The sequence below is a fragment of the Rossellomorea sp. ABR4_012 genome, assembly GCF_056159545.1.
Window position 1 is genome coordinate 1,878,537 of record NZ_JBSWVK010000001.1, and the last position, 16,058, is coordinate 1,894,594.

Annotated in this window: 15 protein-coding genes and 1 riboswitch; of the genes, 14 read left to right on the plus strand and 1 reads right to left on the minus strand. The window is 41.4% G+C overall.

Features of this window, described 5'->3' with window-relative positions:
- Positions 1–541 precede the first annotated feature (541 nt).
- From ACXAFV_RS09185 to ACXAFV_RS09230, 10 genes are all read left to right on the plus strand, one after another.
- Positions 542–1,273, plus strand: coding sequence for a pseudouridine synthase (locus tag ACXAFV_RS09185; protein WP_475125914.1), 732 nt, complete (start codon positions 542–544; stop codon positions 1,271–1,273).
- 225 nt (positions 1,274–1,498) lie between these two features.
- Positions 1,499–2,029: a thiol-disulfide oxidoreductase ResA gene (gene resA, locus ACXAFV_RS09190; protein ID WP_475125915.1), complete on the plus strand. Its 531-nt coding sequence runs from the start codon at positions 1,499–1,501 to the stop codon at positions 2,027–2,029.
- Positions 2,030–2,068: 39 nt separating this feature from the next.
- The gene (gene resB / locus ACXAFV_RS09195) at positions 2,069–3,706 is read left to right on the plus strand and encodes a cytochrome c biogenesis protein ResB (protein ID WP_475125917.1); all 1,638 of its coding nucleotides are present in this window, start codon (positions 2,069–2,071) and stop codon (positions 3,704–3,706) included.
- Between the two features lie 11 nt (positions 3,707–3,717).
- Positions 3,718–4,893, plus strand: coding sequence for a c-type cytochrome biogenesis protein CcsB (ccsB, locus tag ACXAFV_RS09200; protein WP_475126113.1), 1,176 nt, complete (start codon positions 3,718–3,720; stop codon positions 4,891–4,893).
- Between the two features lie 115 nt (positions 4,894–5,008).
- Positions 5,009–5,725: a response regulator transcription factor gene (locus tag ACXAFV_RS09205; protein ID WP_475125918.1), complete on the plus strand. Its 717-nt coding sequence runs from the start codon at positions 5,009–5,011 to the stop codon at positions 5,723–5,725.
- Entirely contained in the window at positions 5,722–7,491 is a 1,770-nt protein-coding gene (locus ACXAFV_RS09210) for an ATP-binding protein (RefSeq protein WP_475125920.1), read from the plus strand. The genes ACXAFV_RS09205 and ACXAFV_RS09210 overlap by 4 nt, the downstream gene beginning before the upstream one ends.
- Positions 7,492–7,720: 229 nt before the next feature.
- Positions 7,721–8,275 carry an RNA polymerase sigma factor SigX gene (gene sigX, locus ACXAFV_RS09215; RefSeq protein ID WP_475125921.1) on the plus strand — a complete coding sequence of 185 codons (555 nt, stop codon included), beginning with the start codon at positions 7,721–7,723 and terminating at the stop codon, positions 8,273–8,275.
- Positions 8,247–9,479: a hypothetical protein gene (locus ACXAFV_RS09220; RefSeq protein ID WP_475125923.1), complete on the plus strand. Its 1,233-nt coding sequence runs from the start codon at positions 8,247–8,249 to the stop codon at positions 9,477–9,479. The genes sigX and ACXAFV_RS09220 overlap by 29 nt, the downstream gene beginning before the upstream one ends.
- A gap of 221 nt (positions 9,480–9,700) precedes the next feature.
- Positions 9,701–10,618, plus strand: coding sequence for a peptidoglycan DD-metalloendopeptidase family protein (locus tag ACXAFV_RS09225; protein WP_475125924.1), 918 nt, complete (start codon positions 9,701–9,703; stop codon positions 10,616–10,618).
- A 75-nt stretch (positions 10,619–10,693) separates the two neighbouring features.
- A riboswitch (FMN riboswitch) is annotated at positions 10,694–10,830 on the plus strand.
- A gap of 156 nt (positions 10,831–10,986) precedes the next feature.
- Positions 10,987–11,556: an ECF transporter S component gene (locus ACXAFV_RS09230; protein ID WP_475125926.1), complete on the plus strand. Its 570-nt coding sequence runs from the start codon at positions 10,987–10,989 to the stop codon at positions 11,554–11,556.
- A gap of 112 nt (positions 11,557–11,668) precedes the next feature.
- On the opposite strand, the gene ACXAFV_RS09235 is transcribed toward ACXAFV_RS09230, so the two are convergent.
- The gene (locus ACXAFV_RS09235; protein WP_032087848.1) at positions 11,669–11,917 is read right to left on the minus strand and encodes a ferredoxin; all 249 of its coding nucleotides are present in this window, start codon (positions 11,915–11,917) and stop codon (positions 11,669–11,671) included.
- Between the two features lie 227 nt (positions 11,918–12,144).
- Here ACXAFV_RS09235 and ACXAFV_RS09240 point away from each other — a divergent pair, with 227 nt between their 5' ends.
- Genes ACXAFV_RS09240 through ACXAFV_RS09255 form a run of 4 tightly spaced genes read left to right on the plus strand, consistent with a single transcriptional unit; the run spans position 12,145 to position 15,959 of the window.
- On the plus strand, positions 12,145–13,215 hold the full coding sequence (locus ACXAFV_RS09240; RefSeq protein WP_475125927.1) for a YpbB family protein: 1,071 nt from the start codon (positions 12,145–12,147) through the stop codon (positions 13,213–13,215).
- Complete coding sequence (locus tag ACXAFV_RS09245; RefSeq protein WP_475125929.1) at positions 13,193–14,656, plus strand: RecQ family ATP-dependent DNA helicase; 1,464 nt, start codon at positions 13,193–13,195, stop codon at positions 14,654–14,656. Before ACXAFV_RS09240 ends, ACXAFV_RS09245 begins: the two co-directional genes overlap by 23 nt.
- Positions 14,657–14,665: 9 nt before the next feature.
- Positions 14,666–15,280: a lysostaphin resistance A-like protein gene (locus tag ACXAFV_RS09250; RefSeq protein WP_475125930.1), complete on the plus strand. Its 615-nt coding sequence runs from the start codon at positions 14,666–14,668 to the stop codon at positions 15,278–15,280.
- Complete coding sequence (locus tag ACXAFV_RS09255; protein ID WP_475125931.1) at positions 15,258–15,959, plus strand: LysM peptidoglycan-binding domain-containing protein; 702 nt, start codon at positions 15,258–15,260, stop codon at positions 15,957–15,959. Before ACXAFV_RS09250 ends, ACXAFV_RS09255 begins: the two co-directional genes overlap by 23 nt.
- Positions 15,960–16,058 lie beyond the last annotated feature (99 nt).

Consider the following 16,058-nt stretch of genomic DNA (forward strand, 5'->3'; position numbering starts at 1 on the left):
GGAGTGCAAGACGAAGACTCCTGCGGGAGAAGTGGCCTATGTGAGACTTGTCCAGCTCCGGCGGCTAGAGGCTCGAGGTCATAAGTCAAGCAAGCCAAAAAGGCAAAGAACGCCTTTCCGGCTTGCTCGCCTTATGCTTGTCGCCTCTGGGCAAGCCCCCTCCGCTTTTCTATTTGTCCAGCTCCAGGGCTTAGAGGCACATGTCATAAGTCAACTCGTCCAAGAAGGCAAAGAACGCCTTCGTGGCCGATTCGCCTTATGCCACCCGCCTCTGAACAAAGCCCCTCCGCTTTTCTTCCCGGAGGCGAAGCCGAGGAGGCTCACGGGTCACCCGCGGAAAGCGAAGTCTTGCACGGAAACCAACAGCGGTGTTTGAACCGTCAACAATTGTCATGAATTTATAAGGCATATCAATATGAGTGAAGAATTAAGAAAAAACAGCCACCCGTGCTGTTTTTTCTTTTTGCCTTTCTATTTTGTCCCGATTATGTAATAATTCATGAAGACAAAAGTATTTGAAAATCAGATGAGGTGAAATACCGTGGAACGTTTACAAAAAGTAATTGCTCACAGCGGCGTGGCATCAAGACGGAAAGCCGAGCAATTAATCATAGAAGGTAAAGTGAAAGTGAATGGACAAGTCGTCAAGGAACTGGGAACAAAGGTCTCATCCTCCGATAAAGTGGAAGTGAATGGCGTACAGATTGAAGGAGAAAACAAAGTATACTTTATGCTATACAAACCAAGAGGCGTCATTTCGGCTGTGGCAGATGATAAAAATCGTCAGGTTGTAACTGATTTCTTCCCTGAAATTGAGGAAAGAATTTATCCTGTCGGACGTCTTGATTATGACACATCGGGGTTATTGCTGCTTACAAATGATGGTGAGTTTGCTAATCTGCTCATGCATCCAAGCAGTCAGATTGAAAAAACCTACGTAGCAAGATTGAAAGGGATCCCTCCTAAGTTTAAGATCAGGGAACTTGAAAAAGGAATCAAACTGGAGGATGGGATGACTGCCCCGGCAAAGGTGAAAGTGCTCAGCATCGATAAAAAGCAAGGCAAGTCAATTGCTGAAATCACCATTCATGAAGGAAGGAATCGTCAAGTCCGCAGAATGTTCGAAGCAATCGGGTTTCCAGTACAGAAGCTGAAGCGGGAAAGATTTGCTTTTCTTACACTTCACGGGTTGAATGCAGGTGAAGGGCGCGAGTTGACACCTCATGAGGTCAAACAGCTCAGAACTCTTGCGGAAACGGGAAGCATACGATAAATGACGTGAAAATGTCACATATCATTCATATATTGACGCTTTCAAAATAATGATAAATGTTATAATGAGAAGGGGATTTTCCAAGTCGTTAAGGTGAATTCCCTACATAGAAATAATGATAACTGACAAATCTGCAGGGACTGATCTTATAATCAGGCCCTTTCCTGTTGTTAAGAGTATCATTTCCAAATGTGAGAACGATTACATTGGTGGAGGGATCGTCAAGTGAACAAAAAGAAACGCAGACTTCTGATAAGGAGCATCATACTCATTCTGTTAACCTCTGCAGTTGTGTATACGCTGTATGCAAATTTTACGAAAGACGAAAGAGGGCAAATTCAAGCAGGAGACCCTGCACCTGATTTTGTATTGACAGATATGGAAGGTGAAAAGCACAAACTATCGGAATATAAAGGACAAGGTGTCTTCCTGAACTTCTGGGGTACCTGGTGCAAGCCTTGTGAAGAGGAAATGCCGTACATGAATAATCAATACAAAGAGTTCAATGATCAAGGCGTACAGGTGCTCGCTGTCAATGTGAGCGAGTCGGAATTCCTGGTGAATCGTTTTGTTTCAAAGCATAACCTTGAGTTTCCGGTTGTCATCGACAAAAATGGTGAAGTGTTGAATGCTTATGGAGTCGACCCGCTTCCTACAACCTTTCTTATCAATCCTGAAGGGAAAGTGGAAAAGGTGCTGACAGGCACCATGACAGAAGAAGACGTCAAAAAACATATGGAAAGCATCAAGCCTTAGTGCAACAGAGTTCGAACTTAACATAAGGAGTTTTATTTTATGAAGGAAATAAAATGTGAATGCGGCCACGTCAATCCTATAGGAACTGTTCTCTGTGAATCATGCGGACGTGCCCTGACATCCAAAGCAAAAGAAGAAAAGCTGCATGATATGCGCTATGAGGGCAGTGCCAGACGCTCTCAAACGTATAATAAATCAATCATCGACAAGGTGTGGAATTTCTTTTCATCAGTGAAAGTTGGCGTTTGGCTGATCGTCATTACATTGATTGCTTCTGCGGTCGGGACGATCTTTCCACAAAAACAATACATCCCTTCTGTACTTCCGCCTGGCCAATATTATGAAGAGGTTTACGGATTTGCAGGAAAGCTGTATTACACACTCGGATTCCACGATCTATATAGTTCCTGGTGGTATCTCTTATTAATCGCTTCGATTGGGGTATCATTGGTCATCTGCAGTCTGGACCGGGTCATCCCCCTGCATCGGGCCCTTAAGACCCAGCGTGTTTCACGCCATGAAAGCTTTTTGAAGCGGCAGCGGGTATATGGAGTGACAGAAACGACGAAAATAGATGAAAACCTTGAGAAAATCAAGAAAAAGCTCAGTGAAAAGAAATATAAGGTTCGTGAAGAAAAGGGAAATATCCTTGCAGAGAAAAATCGCTTTTCCAGATGGGGGCCATATGTCAATCACGTAGGGCTGATCATCTTCTTGATAGGCGGTATGCTGCGTTTCGTGCCAGGAATGTATATAGACGAAACAATATGGATCCGTGAAGGCGAGAAGAAAGCAGTACCGGGGACTCATGATGAGTACTATATCGAGAATAAAGAGTTTACTCTTGAAAACTACGATAATGAAGATAAAGAGGTTTTTCAACAATCGATTGAACGAGTCGGCACCATTGCGAAAAACTATCAATCGGATGTTGTGCTGTACAAAGAATCAGGTAAGACCCTTCCAGGCGAAAAAGCAGATTTGAAGTTGGAGAAAGAGGATTCTATAAAAGTAAACCATCCTCTTAAGTTTGAAAACTTTGCCGTTTATCAGACAAGCTACAAATTGAATGAATTCAAGTCGATGTCATTTACTTTTGATAACAAAGAAAGTGAAAAGACCTTCGGTGAATTTACCGTCGATTTATTTGATCCAAAGGACAAATATGATTTCGGCAACGGGTATAGTATTGAATTGATGGGCTATTATCCCAACTTTACAGGATTTGATGAAAGCGGGGAACCTGTTTCTGATAAACCTGTTCCTGATAATCCTGCCTTCCTGTTTAAAATGTTTTCACCTGATAAACCTGAAGGTGAAATTAGTTTCGTAGGAATCAGAAAAAACCTCGAACCTCTAGGAGAGAATGAGTACAAGGTCTCATTTGCAGGAGTCGAAACCCGTGACGTATCGGCATTGACCGTTCACAAAGATCTGACCCTATGGATTATTGCTCTTGGAGGAGCTATATTTATGATAGGAGTTGTACAAGGCGCATACTGGCATCATCGCAGAATTTGGTTCAGAAGAAGCGGTGATGGTAGTTTGATAGTAGCCGGGCATACAAACAAAGGCTGGTTTGGCTTGAAAAATGAGCTGAAAACAGTCCTTGAGGGAACGGATATTGGGATGCCGGAGGACCAGCAAGAAAAGGAGAGTAAGGAGGAACAAGGATGACAGCGACCTCAATGGCCGAGTGGAGTAGTAATTTACTCTATATCGCCTTTATTATGTATTTAGTTGCGACATTATTTCTTGGCGGGAGCATCCGTCAAAAGAACACGACAGAAACGAATCAGAGCAAATGGGGCCTTATCGGTATTGTCATTACCATTGTAGGATTTGCGGCTCAACTCGGCTTTTTCTTCCTTAGATGGGCCGTGGCTGGACATGCTCCTGTAAGTAACCTGTTTGAATATACGACATTTTTCGGAATGACACTGGTAGGGGCCTTCATCATTATTTACTTCATTTACAAGAAGACGATTCTTGGTGTTGTGGCCTTGCCGATTGCATTATTGATCATTGCATATGCGAGCATGTTCCCTAAGGACATAAGTCCGCTGATTCCGGCTCTTCAAAGTGACTGGCTGAAGATTCACGTTACCACCGTAGCTGCCGGGGAAGCGATCCTCGCAATCAGTTTCGTGGCTGGATTGATTTACTTATTGAAATCAGTGGATCATACAAAAGGAAGCAGGCAGTCATTCTGGCTTGAAACAGTCATGTACGGGATTATCGTAGTCCTCGGGTTTATCGTGGCGTCAACAGGGTTTACATTATCGAACTATGAAGCAACCTTCAACTATGTCAACCAACAAGGCCAGGAAGCAGTATCGGAATATACGCTTCCAGCGATCGTTGGTCCGAATGAAGGCCAATTAATAACTGAAAACGCAATGGAACCATGGGCGGAAATGCCGGAACTGATCAATGCAAAAAAATTAAACACGGTCATTTGGTCATTTATTACCGGAACTGTGATCTACCTGCTATTGCGCCTCGTATTCAGGAAGCGCATCGCTGCCAAGATCCAGCCTGCGGTTAAGAGTGTCAATTTAGACTTAATGGACGAAATCGGTTATCGTTCTGTGCTGATCGGGTTCCCGGTATTTACGTTAGGCGGATTGATCTTTGCCATGATATGGGCCCAAATCGCCTGGACAAGGTTCTGGGGCTGGGATCCCAAAGAAGTATGGGCACTTATCACCTTCTTGTTCTACGCAGCTTTCCTGCATCTCCGTCTTTCGAAAGGGTGGCATGGGGAAAAGTCAGCTTGGCTGGCAGTTATCGGTTTTGCCATCATCATGTTTAACCTAGTGGCTGTAAACCTTATCATCGCAGGATTGCATTCATACGCATAAAACGTTGACGTAAATGGGAGGCTGACGAAACGGGAATCAATTTCTCTTTGAGTCAGCCTCTTTTTTGAATTACAATAAGGATAATCATGGAACTACACTAAAGGGGGATTTACTTATGGAAGAAAGCATTCGCATATTGGTTGTAGATGATGAAGACCGCATTAGAAGATTACTGAAAATGTATTTAGAAAGAGAAAATTATATGATTGATGAAGCAGAAAATGGGGAAGAAGCTTTGGAAAAAGCCCTTGAAAATGACTACGATTGTATTTTACTGGATATCATGATGCCGGGAATGGATGGGGTAGAGGTGTGTAAGCATCTTCGTGAAACGAAGTCCACCCCTGTTATCATGCTGACCGCAAAAGGGGAAGAAGTAAACAGAGTGCAAGGCTTCGAAGTGGGGACGGATGACTATATCGTGAAACCATTTTCCCCAAGGGAAGTGGTCCTCAGAGTGAAAGCATTATTGAGACGCTCCTCCAAAGTAAATTACATACAAACCGAGGCAAAAGCGAAAGATCTTATCGTATACCCTCATCTGACTATCGATAATGATGCACATCGTGTAACAGCTGACGGGGTGGACGTTAACTTGACTCCTAAAGAATATGAGCTCCTATATTTCCTGTCAAAATCCCCGGATAAGGTGTTTGATCGCGAGCACCTACTTAAAGAAGTATGGCATTATGAGTTCTTTGGGGATTTAAGAACGGTAGATACTCATGTGAAAAGATTAAGAGAAAAGCTGAATAAAGTATCTGAAATGGCTGCTAAAATGATCGTCACCGTATGGGGAGTAGGATATAAATTCGAGGTAACAAATGAATGAGGCTTTGGCGTAGTGTAGTAGGGAAACTCTGGGTCACCATATTATTGCTTGTATCATTTGTCCTTTTTATATTAACGATTCTGCTGCTCGAATTTTTCCAGAACTATCATGTGGATGAAGTAGAGAAGGAATTAACGAACACAGCAGAAAAAGTGGCCAGAGTCGTTGAAAATCATAAGGATCTGGAACTCGGGATGGAACTGGGAAAAGAAATCATCGATGAGCCTGTCAATATCCTAATTGTGCTGGATGAAGATAAATCTGTTTATTCTCATGATTCAAAAGGGAGTCACCGTGACATTCATAACCTGATCATGAATGATAAAGATTTGCAAAGAGCCTCTGATGAAAAAGCGGTAAGAAAAGAATTTGAATTTTCCTCCGATTCTTCAGACAACAGATATGAGAATATAATTGTGGTTGGAACACCGCTGCATATCGATGACAGAGACGGAGCGGTGTATTTATATCAATCACTTGGTGTCATAAAAGATACTACTCGGCAGACAACTAAGCTCATCCTGCTTGCTGCCGGAATCGCCATCATCCTGACTACCATCTTTGCCTTTTTCCTTTCCACGCGTATTACTGCGCCTTTGAGAAAAATGAGGGAAGCGGCTTTCGAAGTGGCGAAAGGTAAATTCGATACGAAGGTACCGATCCTTACAAAGGATGAGATAGGGGAATTAGCTACTGGATTCAATCAAATGGGAAGACAGCTCAAATTTCACATCAATGCTCTGAGTCAGGAGAAAGAACAGCTTTCGAGTATTTTAAGCAGTATGGCAGATGGAGTCATCACGTTTAACAGGGATGGAACGATCCTGATAACAAATCCCCCGGCAGACAGGTTCCTGCAGCAATGGTATTACGAACAGAGCGACATGGGTGATGAGCCGATTCCTACTTCTGTTAAAGAGCTCCTGCAAAATGTAGTAGTCACCGAGACTGAACAGACAGGAGAAATCACCCTTCAGGGAAGGTCTTATGTCGTGATTGTCAGTCCTCTCTACAATAATAATACAATCAGGGGCGCAGTTGTGGTAGTGCGGGATATGACAGAAGAGAGAAGGCTGGATAAGCTGCGCAAAGACTTCATCGCAAATGTCTCCCACGAACTTCGCACCCCGATTTCCATGCTGCAGGGCTACAGTGAAGCAATAGTGGATGATATTGCGGAATCTGAAGAAGAAAAGAAAGAAATCGCCCGTATCATTTACGATGAATCCCTCAGAATGGGACGTTTGGTGAATGACCTGCTTGACCTTGCCAGAATGGAAGCAGGCCATATCACCTTAAATATGGACTCCGTGCCAATAATGCCGTTTACGGAAAGAGTGACGAATAAATTTCTAGGATTGGCAAGGGATAACCGGGTTTCGATTTATTTTGAAAGTAAAGTCAATATAAATAAGGAAATGACTATGGATCCAGACCGGATTGAGCAAGTGTTGACTAACCTGATCGACAATGCTGTAAGGCACACCCCTGAAGATGGTACCGTTACAGTGTCATTAACGCAAGAGAAGGGTGGATTTCTGTTTCATGTAAAAGACACGGGCTCGGGAATTCCTGAAGAAGACCTTCCTTTCGTGTTTGAACGCTTTTATAAGGCAGATAAAGCAAGAACCAGAGGGAAATCGGGTACAGGGCTCGGCTTGGCAATCGCTAAGAATATAGTAGAAGCACATAAAGGTCATATACAGGTTCATAGCAAGCTTGAGCAAGGGACAACATTCACATTCTTTCTTCCTTTTCAGTCATAAATCGATGAAAAATCCCGGCATATAAAGAAATTGAAGAAATGTGACGATAAATCTTGTTACATGGGGAACAATTTTCACTCGAAAAGTCAGCAGTAGACACCTCGGAGAGCAGGGAATACTGTTGGCTTTTTTAGATTATTGTCCGGTTTTGAAAATAGATAAAAAAATTGTTCCAGTGTGTAACGTTTTTAAAAAATAATCGACTAATCAGTTGACGGGGAGGTATAAAATGAACTCCGTTTTTGACGAATTATATTCTAAATATCATCAGGATGTTTATAACTTTCTGATCTACATGGTGCAAAACCGGCAGCATGCTGAAGACTTGGTTCAGGAAGTGTATATCAGGGTCCTTAAGTCATATCAGCATTTTGAGGGTAAAAGTTCAGAAAAAACATGGCTTTTTTCCATTGCTAAAAATGTGGCGATCGATCACTTCAGAAAACAGAAAAATTGGAAGAACAGGATTCTTGAAAAATTCGATTGGAATCGTAATGATCTGCCTTCCGATGAAGCACCGCCAGAGGAAATCGTCGTCGCCAATGAAGAAATACAAGTGTTATATCAATGTTTGAAGCAGTGTTCTACAGACTACCGGCTGGTCATCATCATGCGATACCTGCAGGAACTGTCCATCAAAGAAGCAGCTGAAGTATTGGAATGGTCCGAAAGTAAAGTGAAGACAACACAGCATAGAGCGTTGAAATGGCTGAAAATAGAGATGAATCAGCGCTTAAGAAAGGAGGAGAAGGACATTGAAAAAATCAGAATGGAACGATCGTGACATCGAAGAGATGATTAAACAGCTGCCCAAGATAAAAGATGACCGCCATCCATCCTATATATATGCCAAAGTGAAAAATGACAATAAGTCGTCAAGTAGTCTGCGTCGATACGTACCTGCTCTTGTGACGCTTGCTGCACTATTTATTGTAGTCCTGTTATCGCCAGCACTTATCTCCCAGCTATCCAGTGAAGACACGGCGATGGAAGGTGCTTATTCCACTGATTCTTCAGGTGGTGAAGCAAAAACCGCAAAGGAATCTCCCGCCATTGAATCCGATCCCGGCATAGCCCAGGACTCCAAGGAGGAAAGTCAACTAAAAATGGCGGAAGGAAATGATGAGGATAAAGAATCGATTACTGTTCCTGAGAAAGGCCTGCAGCATGAAAGACTTTCAGTGTTTGAGGAAGATGTAGCTGATAACGACTTTTATTCTTATGGACTTGTTTCTGGTGATGCAATACCTGTACCTGTTTCAGTTATATCAGTAGCGGAACAAAACCAGACAGACTGGGTGGAACAGTATGAAACCATCTCCAACCGTCTGCCGGAAACTGAGTGGGGTTTTCAGGATTACCTGCCGATCAAGGGGGATTTATCACTCAGTAAAAATAAGGAGAGTGTGCTGCTGACCCTCGAGGATAACCATCCTTACAGTGGAAGCAGTGCAATTGAATCCAATTTTTATCAATCACTTTTATATTCTTTTGAAGATAAAGGCGTGAAGGAGATCAAAATTCAATATAAAGATGGAAGTACACCTGAATTCAGCCATTATGGACCATTATCCTCCATTCCTCTTGACCAGGCTTTGCACCATGCATTTTATATATATTCACCTGACGGACAAGGCAGATATTTGGTTCCGGGTTCCATCAGCCGGAAAAATGTAAAGCAATCGATAGAAGCAATGAAAGAAACGCCATCCGACCTATTTACAAGCGTGATACCAGAAAGTATTTCGATGGATGTGACAGAATTTGAAAATGTGGTCATCGTCAAATTCAATGAGAAAGTAGATTTAGATTCTATGAATTTTCAATCGGCTCAGGAATTCATTGAGGGAATCCTGCTCACAGCGAAGAGTTCCGGCTATGAAAAAGTTCAGTTCCAGAATATCGAACAGGAAAAATGGAATGGGTTCACCTTTACAAAACCACTGGCTACACCACTAAGTCCAAATAAAAAAAGTTTGAAAGAATAGACGATGAATGACTGAAATGGAATGACGATTCTATTTCGGTCTTTTTTTATTGGGTGGACATTTCTACGTATATTTATCTCCATTCTACGTAAACTACCAGAAGGCATTTTTTTGCATTTCATATTTTTGGAAGGTTGTACATACAGTTTTAAGTGTAGTCATTTTTGGCTTTAGTATAGGCTGGAATGTCGGATTACTGGGGTATCTTAAGGAGGACAAGCATGCTGTTGGATTATGTAAGAAGGTTTTTGATTGTTATTTTATTGGCTCTTTGTGTAAGTATCATGTTTCTTACCGGCAAGGAAGTGAAAGCCATGACCAATGAAACAGAAGGTCGATGGATTTTTCCCGTCGAAGGGGTAATAACAGATTTGTATGGAACGCGCTCAGGTAATCATAAAGGAATGGACATCGGGGGGGAGGTTGGCTCCCCTGTATTTGCGGCTGCAGGAGGAATAGTGAGTAAATCGTATTATTCTGAGAGTTATGGCCATGTTGTATTTATCTCTCATGAGAATGGATATGAAACAGTGTATGCCCATCTAAATGATAGGGGAGTGTCCGAAAATCAACATGTACTACAGGGTGACCGGATCGGAAGTGTGGGAAGTACAGGCCGGTCAACGGGCGCTCATTTGCATTTTGAAGTACACAAAGGGGAATGGACTCTGGATAAACTAAATGCCATCGATCCCTTTGAAATATTTGGGCATGGGGAAATCGGTCAGTTGGTTTTTGCCAAGGAACAGGATCCTTATCAAACATTTGAAGCATCGGTAAATGTAAAGCACGTTCCTGAACAATTCTCTGATCACATGGGTAACAATGTAACAGAACCGCATGTCATACATACTGTAAAAAAGAATGAAACATTATGGGGAATTTCAAAGCAATATGGTTTGACTTTAGAAGAATTGAAAGCTCGAAATGACCTGCGTTCTTCACAAGTAAATGTAGATCAACGATTAATCATTCCTCAACGATTAAAAGAAGAATACATTGTAAAACCAGGTGATACACTTCATTCGATCGCAGTGAAAAACAGTTTGAACCTGACAGAACTGTTGGCACTGAACGGTCTTAAAATGAAGGATATCATCTACCCTCACCAAAGGCTGAGGATAAAGAGGGAAAGGTGATTACTTCGAATTCGAAATGTTTTCCTTTCAAATTGACGTTCTTTTATGTATAATGATAGTGTATAAAAAAATAAGATTCGTCTTCGGGGCAGGGTGAAATTCCCTACCGGCGGTGATGAAACACATGTTGTTTCTAAGCCCGCGAGCCTTTAGAGGCAGGATTTGGTGTGATTCCAAAGCCGACAGTATAGTCTGGATGGGAGAAGATGAAGGTTCTAGCCAAAACGTTTAGAAAATGGGAAGCTGAACGTTTATTTGGATACGCCTTTTCAAACTCCGGGATGCTAATGTGATCTGGGAGTTTTTTAAGTGCTGCCGTGGCTGAACGATCTTCTAGAGAGATGAATCTCCAAAGGGAGAGAAGTGCAATGAAAAAAATGACTACACGTACGTTCGTAACAATCGGTATGTTAAGTGCCATTTCGTATGTATTAATGCTTTTTAACTTCCCAATACCACCATTCCCTAAATTTTTGATGGTTGATTTCAGTGATGTACCAGCATTGATTGCCACCATTACTTTAGGGCCGCTTGCCGGCATACTTGTTGAATTGTTTAAAAATATCATCGACTATGTCATGACAGGCAGTGATACTGGTGTTCCAATCGGACACTTTGCAAATTTCGCAGCAGGAGTATTCCTGATTCTGCCGACTTATTATGTTTATTCCCGTTTTCAATCCAAGAAGGGATTATTAGCGGGCTTGGTTACAGGAACGGTCGTCATGAGCATAGCTCTGGGGATACTGAATTATTTCGTCCTGCTTCCTGCTTACAAGTATTTCATGAATTTTGAACTTCCAGCAGGAATCATCCTTACGGGGATCGTGCCTTTTAACATTCTAAAGGGTGCCCTGGTCACCATGGTCTTCTTATTATTGTTTATTCGTCTTCAGGGCTGGCTCACAAAACAGGTTACTGTAAACAGAGCAGCTTAAGACTGATATGATAAGAAAAGCTCTGTCAGCTTTTGCCGACAGAGCTTTTTTAAATGCAGAAAATCCGAAATGAAAAAGGCGACCGGTTTCGATCGCCTTCTTAGTATGTGGACTATTCAAATTTAAGTGCGTCTCCATCAAATGGTTCGTCTGCAACTTTGATCGAATCTGTCGGACAACCTTCAAATGCATCGATCATGTCATCTTCAAGCACATCCGGCACTTCGACAGTACCCTGGTTATCATCAAGGGTCACAAATGCGATACCTTCATCATCATAGTCATAAATATCCGGAGCTGCAGCCCCACAAGCTCCACATGCTATACATGTATCTTTGTCAACGATTGTATATTTTGGCAACGAAAAAACCTCCTGAAAAAAATTTCTATATAATCAATCATTCATTATACATAAAATTAGTTAGAAAAATAACCTAATTTATATTTTATAGAGGAACGAAGAACATTTCAATAGTTAGGTCCTTTATTTATTATATTTATCCTATCTGTATAAAACAAAACATCGAAAGAGTTGAATTTCATGGTACAATATTTGACAATAACCTGCAAAAACAGAGGGGCAATCCAATGACCTATTTAAACTTTGTTATAGTATATTGTTTAAAGCAGTTAAATGGTGAACGTTCCATTTACTCTGTTTATCATATTCTAAAAGGAAAGAAATCGTCTCAGTCCATACAAGACGCGCATTTGTTTCAATTACATTCTTTTTTTCTGTCGCTTCCTAACCTCTCTCGTGATTATTTTAATGAGAAAATCAATGAATTGGCAGAAGAACATTTCATCGAATTGAATGAAGAGTCCAAAGCACAAGTTACCGAAAAAGGAGAAATGGCTATTAATCAGCACCAATTAACAGGATTTTTCCCTTACCATATGAATGGATTGTTATATGGTGATCGAGGCATCGTATTTTGGAGAAGATTGAATTTACTTGTACAAGTTGTTTCTAATACCAAACATAAAGAAACGTCGTATTTTCCTGTTCAGCGCAGCAGAAATGTTCAGGAATGGATCAAGAAATTTCTTAGGGGAGTCTCAGATAAAGACTTGCTTGCGCCTGCTCTATTCAGGGAGCTATATGGTGTATTAAGCGAGATGGAGGCAGAAGAAGATCCTTCTCTGCTCGTTTACCGATTAACGGGTTTCCAGGATTACGGCTTGACTGAAGTTCAAACCGCTGAGGTATTGAATCTCCCTCGAGAGGAATATCGATTCAGATTTCTTAATTTACTTCATGGGGTATTATCGGAAGTTGATCAACAGAAAGAGAAATACTCCCTTTTACTTTCATTAAGTACTGTGAGTCAGCAGCAGAGGAACTTGACGATTTCGACTGCCAAAACATTCGATTTATATAATCAAGGTTTTTCAATCGAGGAAATTGCACGTATCAGAAAACTGAAAGTCAATACAATAGAAGATCATTTTATTGAGATCATCTTAACGCAAGATCATTTTGATCCAGAGCGCTTTATTGACGCCGATGAATTTCAAAAGGCAGTTTCAGTAATGGAGGGACTCGGAACGAAAAGACTCAAACCCATAAAGGAAAAGCTCCCCCATTTAACTTACTTTCAAATCAGGATCGCGATAGCAAAGGCTGGTGAAAGAAATGAATCTCCAACAAGAACTTAACAAGAGGTTTGGTTATTCTTCATTTAGACGAGGGCAAAAAGAAGTGATCGAATCCGTTCTGAATGGAAGGGATACATTGGCCATGCTTCCGACGGGAACCGGCAAATCATTATGTTTTCAATTCCCAGGGTATCTATTAGATGGCCAAATCGTCGTTGTTTCTCCGCTGCTATCCTTGATGCAGGATCAGGTGGAGCAAATGAAGGTCAAGGGGGAAAAGAAGGTCATCGCCATCAATTCCTTTTTACCCTTTCCTGAAAAGAAGCGAGCCCTTGAACGATTACATATGTATAAGTTCATTTTCATATCTCCTGAGATGCTAGGTAATCCGGAGATCCTTGAGAATCTTCAGTCATTGAATGTATCTTTATTTGTCATCGACGAGGCTCACTGTATCTCACAATGGGGACCGGATTTCCGCCCTCATTATTTAAAGCTCGGTGAGATAAGGAAAGGACTGGGGAATCCCACGACCCTTGCATTGACTGCAACCGCAACGAAAGAAGTAAGGGGAGATATTGAGAAAGTGCTCCAGCTGGAAGACGCTGTCGAAATCATTCATTCTGTAGACAGAAGAAATATTGCCATAAATGTTGAGAAGGTGCGTTCACATCAAGAAAAAGTAAATAAGCTTATCGAGTATACTGCTTCCTTAAAAGGAGCAGGAGTCATCTATTTTTCCAGCAGAAGACTTGCGGAAGAAATGGCTGTTGTTCTCAGGGAAAAAGGCATTGAGGATGTCACCCATTATCACGGGGGAATGGAACAGGAGGAGAGAATCCTCATTCAGCAGCAGTTTTTGACTGGTAAATTACGTGTGATATGTGCAACCTCCGCATTTGGGATGGGTGTAAACAAAGAAAATATACGTTTTGTCATACACTTTCATTTTTCATCCAGTCTGGAGGCCTACTTACAGGAAATCGGAAGAGCGGGAAGGGACGGAAACAACAGTGCAGCGCTTGTATTATACACAGAACAGGACCTTTCACTGCCTTTGCAGTTAATGGAAGGGGAGCTTCCTTTTGATGATCAAATCGAGGGGTTTGTCACTTCTCATCAGATATCCTCTGAAGACGAAGTGGCTGCATCTTTACAGCTATCGGATATTCAATACAGATTTTTGATGCACTATGTAAATGAAGGACAAGGAAGTGACCAGGCTCGGCTGGTTCATAAAATAAAACATTTACGGGATGAACGGCTCAACTATAAAAAAGAAAAGCTCCTGTCAATGGTGAAGTGGCTCCACGGTGATTCCTGCAGAAGGGAATCGATCCTTCGATATTTTGATGAAAAAATGACAGAGCAACCCGATGATTGCTGTGATCTCTGTGGTTTTACGATGTCAGATTTTCATTCAGACAACATTGGTGATGAAGTGAGCGGTTTGCCGGAGATGCGCTGGACACAGAGATTGGAAAAAATTTTAATGGGATAAGTGATGTGAATGAAGAAGCAAGGCGAGATCATTAAACAGCTCACAAAAAAACAATTAACGTTTCATTTGTTTTTTACTCAAATTGTACTATTAACGATTTCTTTTTTATTAGGTATATTCTTATTTGAAGATTGGTCCACTTTTGGAAGTCAGTTCCGGTGGACATCCTCCATTTGGACAGTCGGGCTTACGTTCGGATTGATTGTCGTGATACTGGACCTGGTGCTGATGAGGTACCTTCCTTCTGAATTTTACGATGATGGCGGAGTGAATAAGCGGATCTTTTCAGACAGAAGTACAGGGGAGATTGCGCTGTTGGCCATCGTCATTGCGGTCAGTGAGGAGATTTTGTTCAGGGGTGTGATACAATTTCACCTTGGACTTATTCTTTCCAGTATCATTTTTGCTGTCATTCACTTTAGATATTGGGCACATTGGTTCCTTATAATGAATATTGTTGTGTTGAGTTTTTTGATTGGTATCATTTATGAAGTGACCGAAAACTTATTGGTCACCATTATGATGCACTTTATCATTGACTTTTTATTAGGGATGTACATGCGTTTTAGGGCAAGTCAAGCAAGTAAAGAAGGGATGTCTCATGAACAAAGACCCATTTCGTGATCAAGCAGATAAATTAAAACAGAAGATTGAAAGAGTGTCAGAGGAACCTGTTATTAGAAAGAGGGAACCTCTGCCTCCAAGAAGTGAACTTCATCGTGAAAAAAAGAAAAAGAATAAAGTTAAACTGAAATATCCTTTAATCAGCCTTTTGCTTTTATTTTTTATTTTAATGCCTTTGACTGTATTCAGTATTTATTCATATTTTGATAACCGTAACGAGCCTTTGTTGGTCCTGTCAGAAGAAAATAATGAAGTAGAGGAGGTTCAGTATGAACGGACTGAGGTAGAAGAGGGCAATGGTGTTGTTTCAGAGGAAAATCCTGAGGCTGAACTTCCAGCCGAAGAAGAAACAGCAGATCCTGGCGAAAAAGAGGGAACCCAGCAGTCTGAGAATGACGCAAAAGGTACAAAGGGTGATACAAATCTTCCGGCCGCAAAAGCTGCTGAGGTAAAAGAACCTGAAAAAGTTGAATCCGCACCCGATGAAAACAAAGAACCAATCCAAGAAACAAACCCGGAGGTCATTTATCATACCGTACAGCCCAGTGAAACCATTTTTCGCATTGCCATGAAATACTATCATTCACAAGATGGAATCGAAATTATAAAGAATGCTAATAATCTCCAGAGCAATGAAATACAATCCGGACAAGTCTTGAAAATACCATTGTCCGAATAATTAATCCCCCGCCATTTTGGCGGGGTTTTTTGTTAATTAGGCGGAATTTTTTTGACTGCAGGATTCTATGCACATGGACAAGTTCATAGAATGAAATAA

Coding starts and splice junctions, on each gene's coding strand:
- resB (WP_475125917.1), top strand. CDS start 2,069: ATGAAGGAAATAAAATGTGAATGCGGCCACGTCAATCCTATAGGAACT.
- ccsB (WP_475126113.1), top strand. CDS start 3,718: ATGGCCGAGTGGAGTAGTAATTTACTCTATATCGCCTTTATTATGTAT.
- ACXAFV_RS09205 (WP_475125918.1), top strand. CDS start 5,009: ATGGAAGAAAGCATTCGCATATTGGTTGTAGATGATGAAGACCGCATT.
- ACXAFV_RS09210 (WP_475125920.1), top strand. CDS start 5,722: ATGAGGCTTTGGCGTAGTGTAGTAGGGAAACTCTGGGTCACCATATTA.
- sigX (WP_475125921.1), top strand. CDS start 7,721: ATGAACTCCGTTTTTGACGAATTATATTCTAAATATCATCAGGATGTT.
- ACXAFV_RS09225 (WP_475125924.1), top strand. CDS start 9,701: ATGCTGTTGGATTATGTAAGAAGGTTTTTGATTGTTATTTTATTGGCT.
- ACXAFV_RS09230 (WP_475125926.1), top strand. CDS start 10,987: ATGAAAAAAATGACTACACGTACGTTCGTAACAATCGGTATGTTAAGT.
- ACXAFV_RS09240 (WP_475125927.1), top strand. CDS start 12,145: ATGACCTATTTAAACTTTGTTATAGTATATTGTTTAAAGCAGTTAAAT.
- ACXAFV_RS09245 (WP_475125929.1), top strand. CDS start 13,193: ATGAATCTCCAACAAGAACTTAACAAGAGGTTTGGTTATTCTTCATTT.
- ACXAFV_RS09250 (WP_475125930.1), top strand. CDS start 14,666: ATGAAGAAGCAAGGCGAGATCATTAAACAGCTCACAAAAAAACAATTA.
- ACXAFV_RS09255 (WP_475125931.1), top strand. CDS start 15,258: ATGAACAAAGACCCATTTCGTGATCAAGCAGATAAATTAAAACAGAAG.